The sequence below is a fragment of the Streptomyces sp. AC550_RSS872 genome (assembly GCF_019049285.1).
Classification (GTDB): Bacteria; Actinomycetota; Actinomycetes; order Streptomycetales; family Streptomycetaceae; genus Streptomyces.
On sequence record NZ_JAGMUL010000058.1, the window covers coordinates 34,535 to 54,700 of the forward strand.

Genomic DNA, 20,166 nt, shown 5'->3' on the forward strand with positions numbered 1-20,166 from the left:
GTAGGCGAGGGACGCTGTCAGCGGCGACCAGTAGCCTGCGACGATCAGCCGTCGCGCGCCTGGAGATGCCGTGGAAGCTAGAGCTCTCGTCAGTCCCGATCAGTTGTGGTCGGCGCAGGAGGTCTTGGTGCGTCCGAGTCCTGTACCGGCGGCGGCAGGGGTCTACGGGTGGCACTTCGAGCAGCCGCCCCACCCCGACTTGGACGCTGGGCGCCTGCTGTACGTCGGTATAGCCCCGCGGTTCATGGCGAACCGCACCAGTACGCAGAACCTTCGCAAGCGGGTGCGCTACCACTACCGGGGCAACGCGGCCGGCTCGACGCTGCGGCTCACCCTCGGATGCCTGCTCGGCCTTGAGCTGCGCCGCGTGGGCAGCGGCAAGCGGATGACCTTCGGCAAGGCCGGCGAAGCCACCCTGAGCCAGTGGATGGCGGACAACGCGCGGGTGTGCTGGATTGAGCAGAGCGAACCATGGGACCTGGAGTCACAACTCATCTCCCAGCTCGACCTCCCGCTGAACCTCGACCAGAACCGCCACAACGCGTTCCACAGTCGCCTGAAGGAGATACGAGCCCAAGCGCGCCAGCGAGCACGAGAGTTGTCCATCAGCTCGTAGGCCGCCGAACGGGCCGTTGCCTGGGCCGTCCCTGGGCCGTCCGAGGCCGCTCAACAGTGGCCAAGGACGACCAACGACGACCACCAGGCGCACGAACCCACTGCCTCTGACCAGCAAAAACCCAGCTCACCAAGATCCCCGGCAAGACCCAGGGCAAGAAGAAGTAGGTTGCGTGATCATGCCTCCCACCTGCGCGAACGGCGCGGATGGGAGGCATTTTCACGGCCCGGGACCTCTCTGGGACCTCAGTCCTGTGGTCGGAGCGCTCGGCCGCAGCGAGCCGCACTAGGCGCAGGATTCGAGGGGTGCCTCACATGCGCCTCTATCGTCTAGTGCTGTGACCGCACAGGTTCGCCGGGTCACTGAACTGCGAGCAGTAGTCTCATCGGATGATTGACCGCGGATTTTTCGACCGGACCGGACGGCGCGTCACCTTACGGGAGGTGGGCGACGAGAACTGGCGCGAGGTCGCTGACATCGTGCCTCTCGACGAGCAGCGAAGTCATGTCCCCGCCATGGCAGCCCGCTACCTCTTGTTGTCGATGCGTGAGGACAGCTGGAACTCGCTGGCGGTCTACGCCGACGACGCGGTCGTCGGACACGTCATGTGGGGTCTGGACGAGGACGGCTCGCACTGGATCGGGGGAATGCTGATCGATGGGGCCGAGCAGGGCAAGGGCCTCGGCCGCGCCCTTCTGCTGACCATGACGGGCTGGTTGGCGGCGCAGGAGGGCTGCTGGACGATCCGGCTGGCATATCAGCCGGACAACGCTGTTGCCGGACGGCTCTACACATCGCTGGGTTTCGTGCCGACGGGAGCAGTTGATGGTGATGAGGTCATCGCCGAGTTGGCACCAAGCCGGGTCGGTAGTCGCTGAGAAGTGACGGGGGCGGATCACCGGGCCCGGTCATGCTGCGGCTGAGTGGGGGTGTCTGCCCCAGCGGATGCCTTTCTCGCTGCGGATACGAGCACGCTCGCGGCGTTGGGCGGCCAGGACGTCGGGGTGGCGGGCGTTGGCGTTGCGCCAGCGCAGGTAGGCGTGCAGGGCACGGGTCTGGACGGTGTGGTTTGGGGCCGCCCCACCCGGGACCGGCGACCTATCAACGCGAACCGCAACCCGGTGAACCATCGCGGTCAGAGCACTAGCGACCTGGTCAGGCGACCTGGTCAGGCACGGTGCGGGCCGCTATCTGTGCCAGCAGATACCAATACTTCAGCCGCGGACTGCAAGACTGTCACTGCCTGGTCCGGGATGGTGGGCCCGCTGCTGGCCATAGCGTCGAGCTCCACCTTCCAGCGCCGGCCCTAGCGAGCGATGCACACAAAGATCGCGTCGTCGGCCTTGGCGCTAGGCCGCGTGGTGAGCTTCAGGTTTGGGGCAGTCGGGGATGAGTGCAGCTGGGAGAGGCGTTCCAGGCGTCGGCATGCTCACATCGTCGCAGGCGCTCACACCGTTAATCAGGCGAACACCCATCATCACAGCCGACCCCCGCGCCGCCCGTCAGGGCCCTTTGTCGACGACCTGGAGCGAGAGAACGGCCCGGCCCTGAGCCCCGCAACCTCACTCAGGCAGGAACCCCGGCTTCTCCTGTCCAGGGGCGTGGAGTCGCGCAAGGTAGTCCTGAGCTGCTGGCTCCGCGCTGTAGCGGCTCCGTATCTCGGCTCTTGCACTTGCGGCTCCGGAACGTCCGCCCCTTGCTGCAGTCTGGTCAGCCCTCCGCATCCTGTGCCATAACACCCTGTGCCTGCCCATACTGGGATGGGGATCTGATCGGCGTCCGGTCGACGGGTAAGGAGGTGCCCGCACGTGAAGCTCTACCTGCGCCGTGCCGCCGGCTCTGTGGCCACGGTGTCCCTGGCCGTCGTCCTGGCCTCCTGCGGCAGTGCCGGGAACACCTCCGGCACGGGCGGCGTGACGATCGGTTTGCTGCTCCCGGGAGCCGGGACCCCTCGCGCCGAGCAGTTCGACAGGCCCCTGATCGAGAAGAAGATCAAGGACCTGTGCGGCGACTGCACGGTGGAGTACGCCAACGCCAAGGAGGATGTGGCCACCCAACAGCAGCAGATTCACTCCATGGTCACCAAGGGGGTCGAGGTCCTGATCCTCGACCCCGTCGACGCCGAGGCGGCCCGGTCCTCGGTCGAGACGGCCGATCGCGCGGGCATCCCGGTCGTCGCCTACGACCGCCTCGCCACGGGCCCGATCTCGGGCTACGTCTCCTTCGACGGCGAGAAGATCGGTGAGATCCAGGGCCGGGCGCTCCTCAAGGCCATGGGCGACAAGGCGGACGGCGGGCAGATCGTCATGATGAATGGCTCCTCGGCCGACCCGAACTCGGCCGCCTTCAAGAGGGGCGCCCTGTCCGTCCTCCAGGGGAAGGTGAAGATCGGCAAGGCGTACGACACCGTCGAGTGGAATCCGGATATCGCCCACATCAACATGTCCAGCGCCATCTCCGCTCTGGGCGCCGACAACATCGACGGCGTCTACTCCGCCAACGACGGCCTCGCTGGCGGCGTCATCTCCGCCCTCAGGGCCGCCAAGGTCTCACCGCTCCCCCCGGTCACCGGCCAGGACGCCGACATCACGGCCGTACAGCGCATCGTGAGCGGCGAGCAGTACATGACCGTCTACAAGCCCTTCAAGCTTGAGGCCGAGGCCGCCGCCGAAATGGCCGTCGCCCTGGCCCAGGGTGAACAACTCGGCGACATCGCCACAGACATGGTCGACAGCCCCACCACCGACGACATCCCGGCCGTCCTGCTCACCCCGATCTCCCTGACCGCCGACAACATCAAGGACACGGTCGTCAAGGACGGCATGTACACGATCGATCAGATCTGCACGCCCAAGTACAAAGCCGCTTGTGAAAGGGCGGGACTCACCACGTAAACGCGATCTACGCGTTCACCTCAAGACCTCTAGCGGTAGAGGGTCTGACCTCTAGCGCCAGAGGTCCCGACGCGCCCCAAGTTGGGGCCCGCTCTGGGACCTCTGTGGGACCTCCGACGACGACCGGCAACGACCAACGACGACCACCAACAACCGCTCAGCCGCAGGTCAGTTGGGCCTGCGCCTCTCTGACCAGGGCCGAAAAACGGGCCCGCCAGACCCAGGGCAAGAAGAAGTAGATTTTGTGATCATGCCCCTGACCTGCGCACATGGCGCGAGTCAGGGGCGTTTTCATGGCCTGGGCCCACTGTGGGCCCTCAGCGCCCAGGATCTTGCGGCCGGAGCGCGCGACCGATGGCGTTCCGGGCCCGGTCCCGGCTACTGGGCATGAGGTGCGCGTACACCTTCAGCGTCAGCCCCGGGTCTGAGTGCCCGAGGTACTCGCTGACGGCCTTGATGCTCTCGCCGGCGTCCCAGCAGAACGGACGCGTAGAAGTGCCGGAGGGCGTGCATGCCGTGTTCGCGAGCGGCCTCGTGCTGTCGGCTCTTGGCCTTGGGGATGACGCCCACCTTCGTCGGGCACGCGAAGGGCACGAGCGTTGGGCGGGAGCCATACGCGCAACGCTCCCGTCATCGGAGTATGTCGCTGACCTGCGGCTTTCTGATTCGCGTTGCGGCTTCCCGCGCCGGAAGCCCTCAGCTTGCTGTTCCTTCAGTGAGGCTGAACGGGATTGCGTGCGCCGCCGAGGCGCCCGGAGTGCGCGGTTACCTTCACGGCATCCGCAGGGTGGAGGTATATCGCGTGACAGCGGACATGGACGGACCGGGCGGCGCTCGCGCCTCGCGACATGATGGATTTACGCCAGCAGGAGCGGGGACATGACCAGGAACCCGGTAGCCGAGATCGCCTCATTCGCGGCCCGTGCTCCCAGTGCGTCGAGTCAAGGGCAGCCAGGAAGCCGGACGTACCCGTAATCACGATGATCACGTGGCAGGTCCGGAGCCCGTCTCACGGCGGCCCGCGTCGCGGACCTCAACCTTGGAGGGCGTGCGGGCCGCCCGCTCAGAAGTCCGCGAGAACAGCGGCTCGCATCAGCACCTTCCACTCCGCTGTCGGACGGCCGTATGTCTTCTCGATCGCGGTCGTACCCACAACCGCAGGGGCATGTGCTCGTCTTCGAAATCGAGGCGTTGGCCGCAGCACCCACTCCGACGGTCAGGACAATGTCTGCTACTGGAGCAGTTCGAAGGAGATGTGCGGGGACAGCGCACGGAGGAAGTCGGGCGCGTCGAAGATTTCGCCGGCGGAGGCGACACCGACCGTGCGGGTCCGGCCGGTGAGGATGCGGTGGACCGCCTCCACCGCGAGCGGTGCGCTGACTGCGTAGATGTCTCTGCCGCTTGCCACAGCGTGCCGTTCGGTGCCGCCGGAGCGTACGACGGCGTCGACGAGGAAGGTCTGGTCGGACCGCCCGTTCTCGTCGGCCGCGGTCGGCGCTGGGGTGTCCGGGGCCGAGAGATCTCTGGCCGCTTCGGTCGCCATGTGGGTGCGCACCTCGGGGATGGAAAGGTGGCTGGGGATGGTGACCACGTCGGCCATCGTGAACTCCCCGACGACCTCCCTGGTGCCCATCGGGTCGGGGAAGGGCCACTTCAGGAGGGTCGGCTTGTCGTCGTGGTACGACAACTGCCCGTCCGTGTAGCGGACACGCCGGCCGCGTCGCCGGTCGCTGGAGACCGTACCCGCGGTGCGTGTCCCGGGGGTGGGGTGCCAACTACTCAGCCCGTAGGCGATGTTCGCTTCGTCGGCCGCCGTCCAGTCACCCATCGCGGCGGTGGCCAGCAGGTCGCCGAGGCCGCCGTAGAAGGCCATCGCGGGGACGATCACCGCTCCCGCCGCGCGGGCGCGGTCCGCGAAGTGCGTGAACGTGTCGAGGTTGGCCTCGATCTCGGCCGCCACATCGACGTATGGGATCCCGGCGCGCAGTGCCGCCTCGATCACGGGAGCGGCAGTCGTCGCGAAGGGCCCGGCGCAGTTGATCACGGCGTCGGCACCGTCCAGGGCGCGGTCGAGCGAGGCGGGGTCGTCGACCGACGCCGGCCGCACCTCGAGTCCGGGGGCGGATGCCGCCATCGCCCGCAGCTTGCCGGCGTCGCGGCCGGACAGAACCGGGACGAACCCGCGATCCCGCAGCTCTGCCACCACAAAGCGTCCGGTGTGTCCGTACGCGCCGAACACCGTCACTGTCTGTCCCGGTCCCGATCCCATGGGTTCTCCCCCGACTCGATTGATCCGCTTGATGCGCTTGATCCGCTGTGAACACACTGGCGGGTGCGGACGTCCTGCCGTGAGTGTCCGGAACGACGTGCCCCGTACACTTTCGGACATGGGTACCGTCGCGCTGGCCCTCACCGAGGGAATGCTGCACTTCGAACTGTCCATGGCCTACGAGGTGTTCGGCGCAGCTCCGGCCGATGTGGGCATCCCCTGGTACGACGTCGAGGTCTGCGGGTCAGACGCCGTGCGGGTAGGCAGGTTCCGGCTCGAGCCCGACCAGGGGCTCGACCGCCTCCGGCATGCCGACACCGTGATCGTCCCCGGGTGGGCCGATGCCGACGAGGACCCGCCCGCCGATCTCGTCGGCGCGGTGCGTGCGGCCCACGAGGCAGGTGCGCGCGTGGCCTCCCTGTGCACGGGCGCGTTCGTGCTGGCCGCCGCCGGTCTGCTGGACGGCAGGCGCGCGACCACGCACTGGGCGCACACCGAGGCCCTGGCCGCCCGCTACCCGCGCGTCGAGGTCGATCCGGACGTGCTCTACGTGGACAACGGCAGCGTGCTCACCTCTGCCGGCAAGGCCGCCGCGATGGACCTGTGCCTGCACCTCGTTCGTCTCGACCACGGCTCGTCCGTTGCCAACGCCGTCGCCCGCCGCCTGGTCGTGCCGCCGCACCGGGCGGGCGGCCAGGCGCAGTTCGTAGCCGCCCCGGTGCCCGCCCGGGACGACCATCCGCTCGCCGCGCTGTTCCCCTGGGCGATCGAACGCCTCGACCACCCACTCACCGTGGAGGACCTGGCACGCCAGGCACGGATGAGCTCGCGCAATCTGGGCCGCCACTTCAGGGCGGTGACCGGAACCACCCCGCTGCAATGGCTGCTGACCCAACGGATCCGCCGCGCCCAGGAGTTGCTGGAGACCACCGACGACGTCGTCGACGCCATCGCGACAGCCACCGGCATGGGCACCGCCACGACGCTGCGCCGACACTTCAACCGCACGGTCGGCGTGCCTCCCGACGCCTACCGCCGCACGTTCCGCTCACGGCCCCGCACCGACTCGAAGGACGACCGGCACCGCATGTGACCAGCTTCCACGAGCTGACCGGCACCTCGCATGTGCACCCGCAACGGCGCACTCAGAGCAGTCCTTCGAGTCGACGGAGTCCGAGCGCAATGAGGGCCGCGTGCACTCCACGTTCCTGCTGTGCGCAGCGCCGTGCCCTCCGCGTGCCCATGAGAGCGGACACCCACGGTCAACAGCGGTGCGACCAGGCCGTGAGACCGCGCCACCACGACGCTATCCCTGCCGTCGACGCGATCTGAATCCTGATCACTGGCCGTGCCCCGCTGCTGACCGGTAATTTCGTGCGGCCAAGGACATCACTGGAACCACCTGGTCGGTGGCCTCGGAGGGCACGCGTCAGGGGGCGGAGCAAGCATGAAGGATCTTGTCGTGGGCGACGGCGAGCGCGAGACGGCGGTCCGGCTGGACAACCACCGGGCAGAACTGACCGGGTACTGCTACCGGATGCTGGGCTCATACGCCGAGGCCGAGGACGCCGTGCAGGAGACGATGGTCCGGGCCTGGCGTAACGTCGAGGGGTTTGAGGGGCGTTCGTCGCTGCGGTCGTGGGTCTACCGCATCGCCACCAACGTGTGCCTGGACGCACTGGCCGCCGGCAGGCGGCGGGCTCTGCCGATGGACCTCTCGGAGCCGTCGCCCGGAGCTTCGGCCCCGGGAGCTCCGGAGGAGTCCGCCATGTGGATCGGGCCCTGTCCTGGAGGGGACCCCGAGGCGGCGGTGGCAGCGGGCGAGTCGGTGCGGCTGGCGTTCGTCGCCGCGCTCCAGCACCTCCCGCCCAGACAGCGGGCCACGCTGATCCTCCGGGATGTGCTGGCCTTCTCGGCCCGCGAGGTCGCCGAGCTGCACGGCTCGACCGTCACCTCGGTCAACAGTGCCCTGCAACGGGCCCGTGCCACATTGGCCGCGCACCGCGGACCCGCCGACGACCCCGGTACCCGGCCGTCCGACGCCGTCCGACGCGTGCTTGCCGAGCGGTACGCCACGGCCTTCTCCCGCTACGACATGGAGGAGCTGAACATGCTGCTCCACGTCGACGCCACGCTGTGTCTTCCCCCGTACGCGAAGTGGATGCGCGGGGTCCCCGACATTCAGGCGTGGCTGACCGGGCCCGCCGTCGGCTGTCGCGGCTCCCGCCTGATCCCGACCACGGCGAACGGCACCCCCGCGTTCGGCCAGTACCGGCCCAGCCTCGACGGTACGGGCTACGAACCCTGGGCACTCCAGGTCATCGAGTTCTCCGGCAACCGCATCACCGGCATCAACGCCTTCCGCGATGCAGAGCGCCTGTTCCCGCTCTTCGGCCTGCCCGCACACATAGGCCCGGACTCCTCTCCTGACACCAGCGCCACCGATGGCCGCCGCCTCCCGGGCCCGGCCCCTGTCTGAAGGACCCGAAGGACCCCGCATGCCTTGGTCAGAGCACATCGTCGTCCGTGACGACGTCCGTATTTCCTGCCGTGACTGGGGCGGATCGGGGCTGCCCGTCGTCCTGCTGCACGGGCTGGCCGGCCACGCGGGCGAATGGGACGCCATCGCCCGAGACCTGAGCCCCCGTTACCGGGTCGTCGCCGTCGACCAGCGCGGCCACGGTGCCAGTGAGCGCCGTCCGCGGGACGTGTCCCGCGCCGCGTACGTCGCGGATACCGTCGCAGTACTCGAACAGCTCAGCCTCCGGCAACCCGTCCTGGTGGGCCAGTCGCTGGGCGGCCACACCGCCATGCTCGCCGCCGCCGCGTACCCCGGCCTCTTCCGTGCGCTCGTCATGGTGGAGGCCGGGCCGGGCGGGCCGAACCGTGACGTACAGACGGAGATCGGGGGGTGGCTCGATTCCTGGCCCAGGCCGTTCCCGTCGCGGGAGGCTGCCGTCGAGTTCCTCGGCGGCGGTCCGGTCGGCGAGGGCTGGGCGGCCGGCCTGGTGGAGCAAGACGGCGGCTGGTGGCCGCGCTTCGACCGGGACGTGATGGTCGAGTCGCTGGCGGAGATTGCTCAACGGTCCTTCTGGGACGAGTGGTTGAGGGTGGCCTGCCCGGCCCTGGCCGTCCTCGGCCAGTCCGGCATCATCTCGTCGGGCGAGATTGACGAGATGCTCCGGCAGCGGCCGGAGACGGTGGCTTTGAGCGTCCCCGGGACGGGACACGACGTTCATCTGGAGCGACCGGACGTCCTGCGGCACGTGCTCCGGGGGCTCCTTGGAAACGTCACATGATCTGCCATCCGCCGGACGGCGTGATCACGTTCACGTCACTGGCCGCTGTTCTCGGCGAGCGTGTGCGCGACAAGGGCGTTGGCGTGACCGTGTCCCAGGCCGTGCTCGGACTTGAGCCAGGAGACGAGCTCCATGTGCTTGGTCAGCGGGGAGGATCGGATGAGGTCCTTCCACTCGTGGATCGGGCGGCCGTACTTCTTCTCGATGGAGGGGAAGTAGCTGGCGGGACCCTTTACCGCGTCGGTCATGGGATGTCCCCGTTCATGTCGAAACGATCTTTGTGGTGTCGATGGTGCTTGCCCGGTGCGCAGGCGGCTAGTGGTTCGCCTGGGCGGTGGCCAGGCGGGCCATCACCGCGGTGAGCCCCAGCAGGCCGAGGCCCGCACCGGCGGTGAAGGCCAGGACGGAGGCGGCGGAGGCCATGAAGCCGGCGAGAACGACTACAGGCACGAGACGCGAGGCGCGAGCCCAGCGGCGGTGGTCCCGGGCGGCGAGCGGGCGGGCCAGGACGACGAACGCGGCACACAGGGCGAGGTAACCGGCCATCCCGGCCGCCATGTGCACGGCGCCGTGCCCGCTCATCGCCGTCGCGTCCGGAGAGCCTTCGGGGAATCCCGCCCCGGCGTCGGCCGGGAAGAGCGCGGCGGCCCAGAACGAGGCACCGAAGACACCGACCAGGACCGGGCCCCAGGTTCCCCCCGCGCCTCCGCGCAGCACGCGGCGCAGACCGGCCGCACCCGCTATCAGCAGCGTTCCGGTGAGCAGGAAGTTCACCGTCTGGATCCAGCCCGCCTTCCCAAGGGCGAGCTGGCTGATCGCGTTACGGGTGAAGCCGAACTCGTCCCGCGCGAAGCCCTGAGCCACGCCGGTCAGGAGGAACAGCGGGCCCGCCACCACGCCACCGGCCAGAGCCCTCCGCGCCACAGGGCCAGACGCAGGCGCGACAGGAATGGCGTGCTGGGGAGCGCTGAGCATGTGGGTCATGGACGGGCCTTCCTCGCGTAGCTGTTGTCGCCCTTATGACCGACGGCCGGACGCGAAGTCATCGCTCCCAGCCAAGTGCGCTGCGTCACAGGCCGCTCGGAGCGCGAGGGCGCACCACTTGAGTGGTGCGCAGTCAGGTGCCCGAGGGGCGACCGGGATTACGTGGCGCGCAGCCACAGCAGCGTTCGAGCGCTCGCCCGCCGAGCCGGTGGTGGACCGTAGGTCGTCGTCACTTGTGGTCGCGGAGGAAGGCGGGGATCTCGGCGCGGGTCGGGTGGTTCGGCAGAGGTGCCGGCTTGTCCTGAAGGAATACGCCGATGACGGCCGCGGCTCGGTTGTTGTTGTCGAGGCCGTTCCGTATGTGGTGACCGACGCCGGACATGTACTGCGCGCGCTGGATGGCGGGATCGTCGGCAAGGATGGCGGTCGCCCATTGGCGGACCTGGGAGGAGCACTCCGCGATCATCAGCATGGTGGGGGTCCGGGAGTGCCTCAGTCGCGGGGTGATGGAGGGAGAGTCCTTGATCGTGTCCTGGATGCGGAGACTGGCGGCGGCGGTGCACGGGTGCGTGAACCCCGGTATCCGATCGATATGACGCACGGGGAGCGACCTGGTCCGCCTGCTGCGCTTCAGCCACGGCGACGCCAACCTCGTTGAGCTGACCCTGCCGGAGGAGTCGGCCCTGGCAGGCACACAGGTCGGCGATGTCGAGTGGCCACAGGACACCTCCCTGGTCACCATCATCCGCAGCAACCGCGTCCTCAACCCATCCTGGGAGGGAGGCGTACATGATCCGCTGTCTCCGCACGAGCGGCCGGGGCAGGGAACGGCCGTCCTCGGCGGACCGTAGCCGCCTGCCGAGGCATTCTCGGCAGGCGGCTACGGGCGCCGGCAGTCGGCTACGGGCGGCGGCAGTCGGCCGGCACCCGCCGAGGAGTCCTCGGCGTGGCGAAGGGGACGAACGCGGCCCCTGCGAAGGGCGGGCCGACCGGCTGCGTGTGCCTACTGGAGCGGCGTACCACCCGACTTGCGGTAGTTGATCGTCTTGTTGATCAGGTTTCCGCCGTCGGACTCGACCGTTGTCTGCTCCTGCCACCCTGCGCCGAACAGGAGGGCGACGATGTGCGACTTCGCCACCTGGTCCATGTGCCCGAAGAGCCAGTCCACCTTGTCGTCCTTGTAGTGGTTGGTGGTGTTGTTCTGCGCCATGTTGCCCACGGGGATCTGCCACAGGGCCACCGGCTTGCCCACCGCCTCGGCCATCTTCTTCCAGAAGCCCAGCTCGGCGGTGGCCTTCTGGTCGGTCCAGAAGGTGTTCTTGCTACCGTGCTCCGGCTTCGCGTACCAGCCCGCGTCGCGGTCCACGACGTCGGAGACCAGGAAGTCGGCGTTCTTCGCCCCGAGCTCCTTGTAGTCGTTGATGCAGTCCTGGAGATTGGTCTGCCAGTCCCAGCAGCTGAGGTGGAGCCCCACGCCGGAGTTCGGCGCGTACTTGCGCGCCATGTCGATCAGGCAACGGGAGAGCCCGGCGGCGCTGTTCTCCTGCGACCCGCAGTCCGTCGGATTCGCGACCTTGACCTGCGCGGGGACCTTGTGCAGATCGCCGAGCGACCGGGCGAAGCCCCAGAAGTCAGGCTCGATGTCGATCATGTCGTCCCTGTTGCCGATCTTCTGGAGGAAGAAGCGGTAGTCGTTCAGGTAACGAGTGAGCAGGTCGGCCCTGTTGATGGCCTTGACCTCGCCCGGACCGTCGCCCTCGCCCGCCAGATCCCCGAGGTCGCGCAGCGAGTACCAGGTCCAGAAGTACTTCTGCGGGCGCGGCTTGCCCTGGTACGTCGTCTTGGACGCCTTCTCGTTGCTCCAGGTCACGTAGGTGCCGGGCGCCGTGGTCTCGCCGTTCCAGCAGCCCCACCAGTTCGACCACTCGGCCTTGCAGCGCTTGGCCGTGTAGTACTCCGAGGAGGGCGCGGGGTGGCTGTGCACGTAGTTGTATCGCATGTCGAACGGCGCGGCGTTCGCCGAGGCATCAGTCATCGAAGCGCCGATGAGCACCGTGCTACTGCCCATGAAACGCTTCGCCGAGCTGCCGTCACCCGTGGCCGGAGACGACGGCGACGTCGACGGCGGGCGGGTGCCGCTGCTCGGAGCCTGGCTTGTCGGAACGCTGCCGCCCGGCTTGGGGGGCTTGTTGGGCTTGGGGGTGCTGCCGGAGCTCCCGGTGCCGCCGACGCTCCCGGCCGGGACGAGTTTCCACTGCTGGTTGGCGGCGCTCTTGTCGTGGTTCTGGGTGACGCGGTCCCCCTCGGCCTTGGAGCCCTTCTTGACCTCGACGGCCATGCCACTGAAGCGGTTGATCAGACGCACGTAGCCGTCCGACGACTTCTTCACGTGGAACTGCTGGTTGGCGCCCTTGTGGTCCTTCCACTGCACCAGGGCGGAGCCGGCGCTCTTCGACCAGCGGTAGTCGTCCAGCACCTTGCCGGAGTTCCGGTTCTGCAACCGGTAGTTCCCGTCACCCGAGTCGAGGAACCGCCACTGCTGGTTGGCCCCGCCGTTACGGCGCCACTGCACCACCGCCGCACCGTCGTGCGAGGAGTAAGCAAGGTCGTCCAGCACCTTGCCGCTGTCGCGGTTGACCAGCAGGTACCAGGACTTCGTGTCGACGACTTCCGCCGAGGCCGTGTTGACCACGGCCACGGAGCCGCCTACGACGGCCAGGGCGACGGCCGCCCAGAGACTCCGACGCTGGTACAACCGACGGCCGCGGTGCCCCTGCTGTCGGCCCGGACCGGCTGAGTGGAACGACAGGCGACCACGGCGACGACGGCGGGCGGCGCGACCGCCGACGGACGCCCCCTCGGACGACGTGGATGGGGGAGGGACCATGTTCGGTGCTCTCTTTCAGCCGTTTCCTCTGACCCGGACCGCCTGGTCCGCACACCCTCCAGTTGTCACGGCCTCCGGAAAGGTTGCCTCGGCCCGCAGAAACTTTTTCGGCCGCCGCGCGCCGGGTGGCGGCCAGGTCGTCGGGGCGGAGCGGCGGCCAGGGCCGGAACACAACTCACGACCGGTCAGCCGACCGCCTACGGTGGGTATCGGGAGCCGTCCGGACCGTGGTCGCCGTCGTCACCGGCATCGACCTCAAATGTGCTTCGCCGACTTCCCGCCATGGGACCGGGTGTACGCGTCTTCCCCCTGGGCGACTTCTGGCCCGAAGTCGCCGGCCACCCGCTCGGGGCCGGCCGTAACCGCCCGCCAGCTGCTGACCCACACCGCCGGCCTCCCGTTGCGGGCCCAGCTGAAGAACCTCTACGGCACCGACCCACGGGACGTGCGCGACGGTGTCCTCCACGAGGCACTGCACGGCCCGCCCGGCGAGGCCGTCGAGTACACCGACCGGGCCGCCCTCATTCTCGGCTACCTCGCCGAGCACCTCTCCGGCCAGCCCCTCGACCGGCTCGCCACGGAACGGATCTGGCAGCCGCTGAACATGGCCTCCACCCGCTTCGGGCCGCTGCCTGCCGAGATCGCCACCCGCTGCGCCCCAACCGAGCTCGACAGGACAGCGACACCCATCTCAAGGGCATCGCCCACGACTTCTCCGCCCGGCTCCTGAGTGCAGTGTGCGGGATCGCCGGCGCCTTCACCGTCCTCGACGACCTCGCCCTCTTCCTACGCCACATGCCGGACACCTCAACCAGCCCGGGGCGAGCCGGATTCGGCCCCGCCTGGACCAGGCAGTCACTGACCGTCCAGACCGGCACCCTCGAACCCGCACGCGGCTTCTTCTGGCACCCCGCCCCCGGCACCCACCCCGATGACGACACCTGGGTCCACTACGGCTTCACCGGCACCGGCATGTGGATCTCCCCGCAGCAGGGGCTGTGGGGCGGTATTGCTCACCAACAAGCTCTACTACACCCGCGACCGCCGGCCCTTGACCGACGTCCGCAACGCCTTCCGCGCTCTCGCCTTCCCCTGAAGCCACGGTCGGTGAATCCGTTGAGAGAGTCCGGCTGGCTTCCAGGACGCGCGGCCGCGCGGGCCGGTTCGATCAACGTCCGGCCCGCCTCCGTCAGCACCGCCACCCGGCCCACCACTTCTTCGGCTACTGACCGTCTTGCAGCCCCTCAAGCACAAGCAAAGAGCCATCCTGCTCGAACCGCAGCACGCGGGGCCGCGGAGCTTCCCGGGCCGAGACCGGCTCAGGATGAAGCTCTCCGTAGCGCTGATGGTAAAGATCAACCGCTTCGCGGAGCGGGCATCCTCGTGCCTCACGAATCGCCTTCACTGCGAGGAAGGTGCGCCCCTCCAGAATGTCGCGATCTACACTCTCCGGCAGTTCTGCCACACGTCCTCCCCGGTCCGGCCTCGCAGTAGAGCAACCGCGGCTCCTCCGGTCAACTGAGTTGCGCAGCCGACCACGGAAGCCCTCGGCCGTGCCCGCTGCATAGTGTCCCGTTGCCGAACGCCGGCCGAGCCGGCCTCATGGCCGAAGTCCTTGCAGGTGCCTGGAACTTCCATGCAGGAAGCCCTCGCCGCAGTGGCAGGATGCGCGGCCTGAACGGGAAACACCCGGCGCCGATCCAGGCGAGCGGGCTCCCGTGCAATGGGCTGCTCGTCGGCCCGATCAGGCAGTGCGCACCGCCGGGTGACGGCGAAAGGGCGGGCGGGTCAGCAGCCAGACCCAGGTTGCTGCCAGCAGCGGGCGGCGGCTGTGGGATCGGCCGTTATGTCCCAGGTGGCGACCTGTCCGGCGTCAAGGGAGCGCGGGCGGGCGATCAGCAGGGCGACGTCGTCCTGGGGGCGATCAGGCAGCAGGGCGCCGAGCACCGTGTCGCACGCCTCGTCCAGAGATCGGGTGGGCCGGGCGAGCGTCTGGCGCAGTATGTCGAGTCCTTGGTCCATGTCGCGGTCACGGGCCTCGATCAGTCCATCGGTGTACAGGACCATGCTTTCCCACACGGTGTGCCCCTGGACGAGGGTGATCCACCCTCATCCAGGGGCACGCTCCGGCAGCGGAGGCTCAGTGCGCGGCGCGGCGGGCCAGCGCCCCGCGCGAGCGGGTCACCAGCGCGGCCAGCAGGGCGGCGCCGAGGGGCACGGCCACCAGGAGGGCGGCGAGCGTCTCCCAGGGGACGACGATCGGCACGTACGGCGGGGCGTCACCGGCGCCGCCCCAGCCGTTGTCGAGAGCCTCCTGGTAGGAGCGCATCTGCTGGCGCTCCTCGGTGAGCCGCAGCCCGACGGCGGGCAGGACACCCGCCGCCGAGCCGAGGACCACCCCCATTGCGGCGATCACACCGCACTGGAAGCCGCTGAGCGTGCGGCGCACCCGGGGCGGGGCGCCGACCGCGGCGAGCGTCTTGAGATCGGCCTCCGCGTCGGCTTGGGCGAGACCGGTGGCGATGCCGGCCGCACCGATGGTGACCAGGCCGGCGAAGACGGTCAGCGCGAGCAGGACGAGCGCGCTCTCGGCGACCCAGCCCTGCTCCACGGTCAGCTCGACGTCGCTGCCGAGCTTGGTGATCTCGGCGTCGAGCTTCTGCCGCTCCTCGGTGCTGGGCATCCGGTCGGTGCTGAAGAAGGCGCCGAGGGGGACGGTGGTCAGTCCGGCGGCCTTGGCGGCGGCGGGGCTGAGCACGCTGTGCAGTCCGTAGGAGTCGGGCGAGCCGGGCACCTGGTAGGCGGGGAAGGACTTCAGCTCGCCCGGGACCGGCTTGTTCTGCTCGGCGGCGCGGTCGGCGGCCTCCAGGTCGCTGATCAGCTTGATGCCGACGGTGCCGTTCCTGTCGACCTGGGGCTTGTGGAAGCTGACGAGCTTTCCGTCGGCGAGGGCCTTTGCCGCGCCCGGGTCGTCGATGCCGAGGACCTTCAGGAGCGGGGCGTCGGCGATGAGGAGACCGCCCTCGACGTAGATGCCGTTGCCGTCGCGCGAGAGGCAGCGCCAGTCCTTGGCGAGCGCGCGCCGCTGCTCCTTGGTGTACTTCTCCGCCGGGTCGGAGCCGTCGGGGGTGCTGACCCACAGCGGGCACTCGTTGGCCGGCGGGGTGACGACCTCGAAGCTGCCACAGCCCTCGCCCTCGCCATACGGGCCGCAGCCAGGCTTGCCGACGGCGATCCGGAACACGTCGGCGCGGACGTCGACGGGCAGCGTGCGCTGCACGGCGTCGCGGACCTCGGGGACGTCCCGGCCGCCCTCCCCGGGGACGAGCGCGGCGACGGCCCCGTGCGGCAGGCTGGCCCGGTACTCGGCCTGACTCTGGGCGTCGCGGCTCGCGGCGTACGTCGAGACGGCGACGGTACCCGCGACGGCGGCCAGGACGGCGGCGACAGCGGGTGCCGTACGGCCCCGGTTGCGGACGGCGTCCCGCAGGGCGAGGCGCGGCGAGAGCGGCAGCCAGCGGCCGGCCCGGCCGAACAGGCCGACCAGGGCGGGCGTCATGGCGACCACACCCAGCTCGGCGATGGCCGAGCCACCCGCGACCAGGACGAACTGGTCGGAGACGACCGAGCCGTACAGGGCGACGGCCGCGCCGAGCAGGACGGCGCCGAGGCCGATCAGCGGCAGCACGCGGTTGCTTCGGCGCACGCCGCGACGGCCGGTGAGGGAGGCAAGGACGGTCTGCCGGGAGGCGGTGATGGCCGGGACGATCGCGGAGAGCAGGCCGGTGAGGACGGCGAGCGCGGCGATGGCGAGCAGTTCCAGCGGCTTGACGGTGAAGCCGCCGAACCGCTGCCCCATGTAGTCCTCGATGAACGGCCGGAGGGCGAAGGCCAGGATCAGGGCGAGGACCGTGCCGACCACGGCCGCCGCGACGCCGATGACGAGGCCGCCGCTCAGCACGATGGCCCGGATGTGGCTGCGGGCACCGCCGTTGGCGCCGACCAGGCCCAGCTGGCGGCGGGAACGACGGGCACCGACGGCGAAGGCGGGACCGGCGAGCAGGCAGATCTCCAGCATCGCCAGGCCGACGACCGTGCCCACGGCGGCGAGCGCGGCGGCGTCGGCGCCCCCGCTGCTCTCGTAGTTGGCCCAGCCTTCCTTCTGGTAGAGCGGCACCTCGGAGTCGGCGGGCGGGTCGAGGGCCACGGCGCGCGAGGCGACCAGGACACCCTTGGCGTTGATCGCCTGAACCGTGTTCCACGTGAAACCACCGGACTTCTTCACCAGGTAGGTGGTGGAGACGTCGGGCTTCAGCAGTCCGGTCTTCTCGACCGCCTTGGCGTACGGCGCGAGGAAGGCCCCCGGCAGGGCGTTGACCTGCTGTGCCGTGAGGTCGCTGGGCAGCTCGTACGAGCCGCTGATCACATAGGTGCGGTCGAAGCCGCGGGCGGTGAGGGTGGAGCCGACGGACAGCCCGCTGCTCTCCAGGAACCGGGTGGTCGCGGCGATCTCGTCGTTCTTCTCGGGGAAGCGGCCCTCCTGAAGCCGCATGATGCCCCGGGCGACGGGATCGGCGGCGGCCAGCTCACGGACCTCGGCCTGGAGCAGACCGTGCTTGGTGGTCAGCTTGGCGCTGCCGCCGCTGTCGGTCAGCACCGTCGAACCGGCCGGGATGGTCTTGGTGACATCGGTCGGGCCGTCGGGCCAGGACTTGCCCGGCGAGTCGTAGTCCCCGGCCGGGGTGTGCTGCTCGCCCTTGGGGTCCTGCACGATGGCCACGCCGGCCGTTCCGGCGTCGGAGAAGCGAGCGTCGGCGGCACCCAGGGTGCGCTCCATCTGCTGCGCGGGGGTGAGTTCGGCGCTGCGCAGGGTCAGGTCCAGGGCGCTCACCCCCAGGATCGGCAGCGCGATCATGGCGAGGACGAGGAAACTGCGGCCCTTGGAGCGCCAGGCGTCACGGCGGGCGATGCGGACCGCGGCCCGCCAGGAGTGGAACCAGGTCGTCACCGCTGGGCCGCCCGGCCGGTCAGGAGCGAGTCGGCGTCGCTGCGTAGGGTCTGGTCGACGACGTCGCCGTCCCGCAGGAAGACGACCCGGTCGGCCCAGGCGGCGAACCGCGGCTCGTGGGTGACCATGATGCCGGCGGCTCCCGCGTCGCAGCGGGAGCGCAGCAGGCCCAGCACGGACTCGCCGGTCTCGGAGTCGAGGGCGCCGGTGGGCTCGTCGGCGAGGACGAGCCGGCGGTCGCCGACGAGGGCGCGGGCGATGGCCACGCGCTGCTGCTGGCCGCCGGACATCTCGTCGGGGAACCGGTCGGCGAGATGGCCGAGGTCCATCTCGCCGAGGGCGGCGAGGGCCTCGGTGCGGGCCTTGCGGGCCGATATGCCGTCCAGTTCGCGGGGCAGGGCCACGTTCTCGGCGGCGGTGAGGGCCGGGATGAGGTTGTAGTCCTGGAAGACGTAGCCGATGCTGCGACGGCGCAGGGCGGCGAGCCCCTTGATGCCGAGGGCGGTGACCTCGGTGCCCTCGACGAAGACCTGCCCGGAGGTGGGGGTGTCGAGGCCGCCGGCGATGGTGAGCAGGGTGGACTTGCCGGAGCCTGACGGGCCCATGACGGCGACGAGTTCACCGGGGTGGACGTCGAGGTCGATGCCACGGAGGGCGTGCACCTCGGTGGCGCCGGAGCCGTGGACGCGGGTCAGGTTCTGCAGACGCAGCACGGGCTGCTGCTGTGTGGTCATGGTTCCCCCTCGGGAGTACGCCGGCGAACGGCCGGACGTCGGTACGACGGACGGTCGTTGGCGGCGCCGTGCGTACGGTATGGGTCTGGTCGGGTGGTTCGGAGTCTTCAGGTGGTACGGGTGGATCCGGTGGGTCGGGTGGATCCGGTGGTACAGGTGGATCCGGTGGTACGGGTGGGTCGAGTGGATCCGGTGGACTCGGTCGGCCCTGTGGATCCGGTCGTTCGGGTGCTCAGGGCCGGTCGTGAAGGGCGGACGTCACAGGCGGTGGCGTGCGGCCTCCTCTGCCCCGGCCCTCGCCCGCGCCCCCATCCCCGCCACTCCCGCTGCCGCCCCCGGCGAGGCCGGCTCCGGCCCCGCCGCCTGGGCGGTCGACGAGAGACGGATCAGCCGGGACTCGCAGTGGTCGAGCCAGCGCGCCTCGGCCTCGGTCTGGAAGATCAGCTGCTCCAGGACGAGAAGCCAGGCGATGTCGTCCCGCTCCCGTGCCCCGTTCTCCTCCACGGCGGTGAGAGCCTGCGCCTTCAGCCGGGTGTAGTCCTGCATGGCCTTCACGGTGTGCCGGCGCTGGGACTGGATGACGTCACGGATGTCGACCCCGGGCGCCCCGACGGCCATGGCCAGCTTGATGGCCAGCTCGTCACGGGCCGGGCTGGTGCGGTCGACGGGGTTCTCGAACCAACTGCGCAGTTCGACGCGACCGCTGTCGGTGATCGCGTAGAGCGGGTGGCCGGCCTCGTCCTCGCCGTCCTGCACGACCATGCCGTCGCGTTCAAGCCGGCTGATCGTCGTGTAGACCTGCCCCACGTTGAGCGGCCAGGTGGAGCCGGTGCGGGACTCGAACTCCGTACGGAGCTGTGCGCCGTAGCGCGGGCCGCGTTCGAGGAGGGCGAGAAGCCCGTGACGGATGGACATACCGAGTATGTATACCGAGTAAGTCCGCGCGGACAAGCGTCCTGAGGCGGACGCCGGAGGTCCGCCTCAAGGGGGACCCGGGCCGTCGCGAGCCGCTCAGCGGCGGCGCATCCGCACCCCGAGGAAGCCGATGCCGAGGCCCACCAGAGCCAGCCCCACGCCCAGTGTGAGCACGGGAATCCGCCGGTCGGAGAGGTCGAGGAGGGCCTCGGTGCCGGTCCGGTGAGCGGGCCGCCGACAACTCCGCGGGCGAGCTGTCGGCGGCCGGGGCGTCCGTCTCGGGTACCACCTCGACCCCCTCGTCCGACTCCTCGGCGGGCTCCTCCTCTGTTGCCGTTTTGGTGCAAGCGGGCTCCACCGGGCGCGTGGAGGACGGCGAGCCGGAGGGATCGGGCCGGTCGGCAGTACAACCTCGCAGTCGCACGGGGCGGAGCCGAGCAATGGGACGAGGCATGCTCGGCGGCAGACCTTGCGGCCGAGCTGATCCGTCCCCGGGCCACACTCGGCGTCGTGGCTTCGGAGGTCGCGCTCGTCCGTAACGAAGCGCTCGCGGTCTGGGA

Annotated in this window: 16 protein-coding genes and 4 pseudogenes; 8 read left to right on the forward strand and 12 right to left on the reverse strand. The window is 69.8% G+C overall.

All coding sequences use genetic code 11. From position 1 onward, the window contains the following. Positions 1 to 127 precede the first annotated feature (127 nt). Positions 128 to 616 carry a GIY-YIG nuclease family protein gene (locus tag KUM44_RS23310; RefSeq protein WP_308402697.1) on the forward strand — a complete coding sequence of 163 codons (489 nt, stop codon included), beginning with the start codon at positions 128 to 130 and terminating at the stop codon, positions 614 to 616. A 389-nt stretch (positions 617 to 1,005) separates the two neighbouring features. Continuing rightward, a complete protein-coding gene (locus KUM44_RS23315; RefSeq protein ID WP_217210625.1) occupies positions 1,006 to 1,494 on the forward strand; it encodes a GNAT family N-acetyltransferase in 489 nt (162 codons plus the stop codon). A gap of 30 nt (positions 1,495 to 1,524) precedes the next feature. On the opposite strand, the pseudogene KUM44_RS45620 reads toward KUM44_RS23315, so the two are convergent. Beyond that, positions 1,525 to 1,689, reverse strand: a pseudogene (locus KUM44_RS45620) (IS630 family transposase); the annotation flags it as partial. Between the two features lie 735 nt (positions 1,690 to 2,424). On the opposite strand from KUM44_RS45620, the gene KUM44_RS23320 reads away from it, so the two are divergent. Further along, entirely contained in the window at positions 2,425 to 3,510 is a 1,086-nt protein-coding gene (locus tag KUM44_RS23320; protein ID WP_217210626.1) for a substrate-binding domain-containing protein, read from the forward strand. Positions 3,511 to 3,827: 317 nt separating this feature from the next. On the opposite strand, the pseudogene KUM44_RS45625 reads toward KUM44_RS23320, so the two are convergent. Then, a pseudogene (locus tag KUM44_RS45625) lies at positions 3,828 to 4,080 on the reverse strand (tyrosine-type recombinase/integrase); the annotation flags it as partial. A gap of 661 nt (positions 4,081 to 4,741) precedes the next feature. Beyond that, a complete protein-coding gene (locus tag KUM44_RS23325; protein WP_217210628.1) occupies positions 4,742 to 5,779 on the reverse strand; it encodes a trans-acting enoyl reductase family protein in 1,038 nt (345 codons plus the stop codon). A 118-nt stretch (positions 5,780 to 5,897) separates the two neighbouring features. Here KUM44_RS23325 and KUM44_RS23330 point away from each other — a divergent pair, with 118 nt between their 5' ends. From KUM44_RS23330 to KUM44_RS23340, 3 genes are all read left to right on the forward strand, one after another. Beyond that, positions 5,898 to 6,872 carry a helix-turn-helix domain-containing protein gene (locus KUM44_RS23330; RefSeq protein WP_217210630.1) on the forward strand — a complete coding sequence of 325 codons (975 nt, stop codon included), beginning with the start codon at positions 5,898 to 5,900 and terminating at the stop codon, positions 6,870 to 6,872. 354 nt (positions 6,873 to 7,226) lie between these two features. Then, complete coding sequence (locus KUM44_RS23335; RefSeq protein ID WP_217210632.1) at positions 7,227 to 8,258, forward strand: sigma-70 family RNA polymerase sigma factor; 1,032 nt, start codon at positions 7,227 to 7,229, stop codon at positions 8,256 to 8,258. 19 nt (positions 8,259 to 8,277) lie between these two features. Next, positions 8,278 to 9,078: an alpha/beta fold hydrolase gene (locus tag KUM44_RS23340; protein WP_217210634.1), complete on the forward strand. Its 801-nt coding sequence runs from the start codon at positions 8,278 to 8,280 to the stop codon at positions 9,076 to 9,078. Positions 9,079 to 9,113: 35 nt separating this feature from the next. Here KUM44_RS23340 and KUM44_RS23345 read toward each other — a convergent pair whose 3' ends face one another. The 3 genes from KUM44_RS23345 to KUM44_RS23355 all read right to left on the reverse strand — a co-directional run bounded on the left by KUM44_RS23345 (position 9,114) and on the right by KUM44_RS23355 (position 10,663). Next, positions 9,114 to 9,326 carry a DUF4287 domain-containing protein gene (locus KUM44_RS23345; protein WP_217210636.1) on the reverse strand — a complete coding sequence of 71 codons (213 nt, stop codon included), beginning with the start codon at positions 9,324 to 9,326 and terminating at the stop codon, positions 9,114 to 9,116. 67 nt (positions 9,327 to 9,393) lie between these two features. Further along, positions 9,394 to 10,062, reverse strand: a complete 669-nt coding sequence (locus tag KUM44_RS23350) for a DUF998 domain-containing protein (RefSeq protein ID WP_217210644.1) — start codon at positions 10,060 to 10,062, stop codon at positions 9,394 to 9,396. Positions 10,063 to 10,291: 229 nt separating this feature from the next. Beyond that, entirely contained in the window at positions 10,292 to 10,663 is a 372-nt protein-coding gene (locus tag KUM44_RS23355) for a hypothetical protein (RefSeq protein WP_254389960.1), read from the reverse strand. Positions 10,664 to 10,670: 7 nt separating this feature from the next. Between KUM44_RS23355 and KUM44_RS45630 the strand changes: the two are divergent. After that, a pseudogene (locus tag KUM44_RS45630) lies at positions 10,671 to 10,841 on the forward strand (TrkA family potassium uptake protein); the annotation flags it as partial. A 224-nt stretch (positions 10,842 to 11,065) separates the two neighbouring features. Here KUM44_RS45630 and KUM44_RS23360 read toward each other — a convergent pair. Continuing rightward, complete coding sequence (locus KUM44_RS23360; RefSeq protein ID WP_308402698.1) at positions 11,066 to 12,760, reverse strand: RICIN domain-containing protein; 1,695 nt, start codon at positions 12,758 to 12,760, stop codon at positions 11,066 to 11,068. Between the two features lie 495 nt (positions 12,761 to 13,255). Here KUM44_RS23360 and KUM44_RS23365 point away from each other — a divergent pair. Then, positions 13,256 to 14,045: pseudogene (locus tag KUM44_RS23365) on the forward strand (serine hydrolase domain-containing protein); the annotation flags it as partial. Between the two features lie 126 nt (positions 14,046 to 14,171). On the opposite strand, the gene KUM44_RS23370 reads toward KUM44_RS23365, so the two are convergent. From KUM44_RS23370 to KUM44_RS23390, 5 genes are all read right to left on the reverse strand, one after another. Beyond that, positions 14,172 to 14,414, reverse strand: coding sequence for a hypothetical protein (locus KUM44_RS23370; protein ID WP_217210648.1), 243 nt, complete (start codon positions 14,412 to 14,414; stop codon positions 14,172 to 14,174). 323 nt (positions 14,415 to 14,737) lie between these two features. Then, on the reverse strand, positions 14,738 to 15,028 hold the full coding sequence (locus KUM44_RS23375; protein ID WP_308402699.1) for a SpoIIE family protein phosphatase: 291 nt from the start codon (positions 15,026 to 15,028) through the stop codon (positions 14,738 to 14,740). Positions 15,029 to 15,089: 61 nt separating this feature from the next. Then, positions 15,090 to 17,957: an FtsX-like permease family protein gene (locus tag KUM44_RS23380; protein WP_217210649.1), complete on the reverse strand. Its 2,868-nt coding sequence runs from the start codon at positions 17,955 to 17,957 to the stop codon at positions 15,090 to 15,092. Next, entirely contained in the window at positions 17,954 to 18,691 is a 738-nt protein-coding gene (locus tag KUM44_RS23385; protein ID WP_217210652.1) for an ABC transporter ATP-binding protein, read from the reverse strand. Before KUM44_RS23385 ends, KUM44_RS23380 begins: the two co-directional genes overlap by 4 nt. Before the next feature lie 258 nt (positions 18,692 to 18,949). After that, positions 18,950 to 19,606 (reverse strand): PadR family transcriptional regulator, encoded by a 657-nt coding sequence (locus tag KUM44_RS23390; protein WP_217210654.1) that lies wholly within the window; start codon positions 19,604 to 19,606, stop codon positions 18,950 to 18,952. Positions 19,607 to 20,166: the final 560 nt, after the last annotated feature.

What these genes read in the sequence shown, in the direction of transcription:
- KUM44_RS23315 (WP_217210625.1), top strand. Translation starts at nt 1,006, where the DNA reads ATGATTGACCGCGGATTTTTCGACCGGACCGGACGGCGCGTCACCTTA.
- KUM44_RS23325 (WP_217210628.1), bottom strand. Translation starts at nt 5,779, where the DNA reads ATGGGATCGGGACCGGGACAGACAGTGACGGTGTTCGGCGCGTACGGA.
- KUM44_RS23330 (WP_217210630.1), top strand. Translation starts at nt 5,898, where the DNA reads ATGGGTACCGTCGCGCTGGCCCTCACCGAGGGAATGCTGCACTTCGAA.
- KUM44_RS23335 (WP_217210632.1), top strand. Translation starts at nt 7,227, where the DNA reads ATGAAGGATCTTGTCGTGGGCGACGGCGAGCGCGAGACGGCGGTCCGG.
- KUM44_RS23340 (WP_217210634.1), top strand. Translation starts at nt 8,278, where the DNA reads ATGCCTTGGTCAGAGCACATCGTCGTCCGTGACGACGTCCGTATTTCC.
- KUM44_RS23345 (WP_217210636.1), bottom strand. Translation starts at nt 9,326, where the DNA reads ATGACCGACGCGGTAAAGGGTCCCGCCAGCTACTTCCCCTCCATCGAG.
- KUM44_RS23350 (WP_217210644.1), bottom strand. Translation starts at nt 10,062, where the DNA reads ATGACCCACATGCTCAGCGCTCCCCAGCACGCCATTCCTGTCGCGCCT.
- KUM44_RS23385 (WP_217210652.1), bottom strand. Translation starts at nt 18,691, where the DNA reads ATGACCACACAGCAGCAGCCCGTGCTGCGTCTGCAGAACCTGACCCGC.
- KUM44_RS23390 (WP_217210654.1), bottom strand. Translation starts at nt 19,606, where the DNA reads ATGTCCATCCGTCACGGGCTTCTCGCCCTCCTCGAACGCGGCCCGCGC.